Source organism: Qingrenia yutianensis (assembly GCF_014385105.1).
Taxonomy (GTDB): domain Bacteria; phylum Bacillota; class Clostridia; order UMGS1810; family UMGS1810; genus Qingrenia; species Qingrenia yutianensis.
The window spans coordinates 1-2,303 of the sequence record NZ_JACRTE010000052.1 but is presented as its reverse complement, the minus strand read 5'-3'; the positions used below and the strand labels follow the sequence as shown (position 1 = coordinate 2,303).

3 protein-coding genes and 1 pseudogene are annotated in these 2,303 nt (G+C 41.1%); all 4 read right to left on the bottom strand.

The window, feature by feature from the left end:
* Positions 1–728 (bottom strand): MobQ family relaxase (gene mobQ / locus H8706_RS11910; RefSeq protein ID WP_262432810.1); only part of this gene is annotated, 728 nt, incomplete at its 3' end.
* A 382-nt stretch (positions 729–1,110) separates the two neighbouring features.
* On the bottom strand, positions 1,111–1,308 hold the full coding sequence (locus H8706_RS11905) for a DUF3847 domain-containing protein (protein WP_262432809.1): 198 nt from the start codon (positions 1,306–1,308) through the stop codon (positions 1,111–1,113).
* A 153-nt stretch (positions 1,309–1,461) separates the two neighbouring features.
* Entirely contained in the window at positions 1,462–1,833 is a 372-nt protein-coding gene (locus H8706_RS11900) for an adenylate cyclase (RefSeq protein WP_262432808.1), read from the bottom strand.
* Positions 1,830–2,303: pseudogene (locus H8706_RS11895) on the bottom strand (ParM/StbA family protein); the annotation flags it as partial. The gene H8706_RS11900 and the pseudogene H8706_RS11895, both read right to left, overlap by 4 nt.

Below are 2,303 nucleotides of genomic sequence, written 5' to 3'. Positions count from 1 at the left end.
GAAATATCCGCCCAGTTTTTTCGCCATATTTGCAACTGCTCCTCGCTGTTCCAACGCTCCGTTATGGGGTTTTGCCTGCCGTAGCGTGTGCTTTTCGGATATTTTGAAACACGCTCCAATCCCTCTGCCTGCGATGGCGGCATATATACTTTCTTTTTCCCGACAAAATATTGATATTGCTTTTCCCAACCATCAGTCTGCGCCGTCTTAAATTCCGCCGATGTAAAACCTTGTTCTGCACCGTCTTTTATACATAAATATTCTTTCTCGGTTTTGTTCTGCCATTTGCCGTTTTTGTCAAGCGGTCGAACGGTCAGCATAATATGTGCGTGTGGATTGTGTCCGTCAGTATCGTGAATACAAAAATCGGCACACATTCCGTCTGCGACAAAACTATCCTTTACATATTCGGTCAGCAACGATATATTTTGTTCCTTGCTCAACTCAACAGGTAAGGCAACAACAAATTCTCGTGCAAGTCTGCTGTCCTTTGATTTTTCCGCTTCTTCAACGGCATTCCATAAAACGCTTCGGTCTTTCCACTCCGGCGGAGCTTGCGGCGGTAGCAAAACTTGCTCATAGACAAGCCCGTGCTTTCTTGTGTAATCGTGCTGAACTCCGTCATAATCGTTGAAAATTTTGGAACAGCTCATATATGCGGAAGCTGCAACGGCACTTCTGCCGACACCTCTTGAAATGACCTTTGCTTCCAAATGATAAATTGCCATAGTGATTTTCCTTTCCGTCTGCTCCGTGCAGACTGTTTTTGTTTCTTTTCCTAAAAAAGAAAGTGGGTGGAAGCTGCAAGGCAGATAACGCACATTTGAGATAAAAGCTATAAAATAGGTTTTATCTTTGGTCGGTGGTACAACCTTGTACCAAATTGGAATAATGTTATTATTTCAATTTATCTGCAAAATGCAGATGTGCCGACCATTACAGACAATGCAATTTTTGCGTTGTCTGCTGGCCCTCCGCCAAAGGAGCGCACGATGCAAAGGCATAAGCCGAAGCATACCACCGCTTGCCTACGGCAAGTGGTGAGTAAGTGCACCCTTCGGGATAAAAAAAGAGGAACGCTCCGATTTCTCGGAACGCTCCATTGAAATATTACCCCAGCTTCTCTTTTAGATATTGGCTTAAATCTTCAAGCTCCATATTAACAGCTTTAGGAAACGCTTTCTCTAAAATAGCACCCTCTTGTATAAGCCGCCGTGTCCGTGCGTTTCTCTCTTTCGCTCTGTCCCGTGCCTGTGCTTCTTCAAGTCTGTGCTGTACCTGTAACAGCTTTTTCTCGTTTTCTGTCATTTCTTATACCTCTTTCTGTTAGAATTTTTATGTTTAACAGTAGAAAACATAAAAATAGCAGTAACCGCACTTTTGATTAAAAGGTAGTGGTTACTGCCGTATGTTTTTCTGTCAAAACCTTGTTTCGTAACAGTATTTTAATAAAATTTACTGTTAAAATCCATCCGCAAAGTTCAGGGCAGCATCTGTATCTTCTTCGATGTTATGCTGTACTTGTGGTTGCTGTACTGTGCTTGCAGATAAAAGCTGTATAAGACCGCTTATGTTTCCGGCGGTCTTTAGTCCTTGTTCTATGGTATCAAGTACCTTTTGTAAAAATATATCCTCTTTTTCTCTCGTTTCAAGGTATGAATCAGCTTCAAGTCTTTGTTGCCGTTCAAAATGTTCAATTAAAGCTATTACAACGACTTTTGTGTATGATTTATACTTTTTTCTGTCCATATTTTGCAAATAGTTGTATGCTTTGATGTCATCAGCATTGTTAAGATTAAATCGAATATTTGTATTTACGATTTCTCTATTCATACCGCACCGCCTTTTCTTCGGAATTTAAGCTCGGCAAGATATTCGTAGCCTTTTGCCGTTGCACAAATATCCGTATTTATTATAACTCTATTTGTGTCATATTCTCCGAAATTTTTTATCATACAGCCACCGCCGCCGACGATATACAGCCGCATAAGCTCGGAATCGTATTCGTGTTCCCGAAGTATGCGAAATATTCCTTTCACATACTCTGTTACGGTATCTCGAATAACCTTTGCATATTTCTCGCTTATATCCGCTTTACCCGTCCTGATAAACCGCTCAATAACTGTATCGTCAACCTTTGTCCCAAACTGCCGCATAATATTCTCACGGATTTGCAGAATACATTGATTTGTGCCGTATTTCTCGGTAAAGCATTTCTTTTCCAGCGGTCTGCACTCGTTTATATACATAACATTCATTGTGCCGTTGCCAATGTCTGCAAGCATATTTACACCCTTAAACTC

Bases quoted from the DNA above. Each gene is read 5' to 3' on its own strand.
- H8706_RS11905 (WP_262432809.1), bottom strand. From the start codon at position 1,308: ATGACAGAAAACGAGAAAAAGCTGTTACAGGTACAGCACAGACTTGAA.
- H8706_RS11900 (WP_262432808.1), bottom strand. From the start codon at position 1,833: ATGAATAGAGAAATCGTAAATACAAATATTCGATTTAATCTTAACAAT.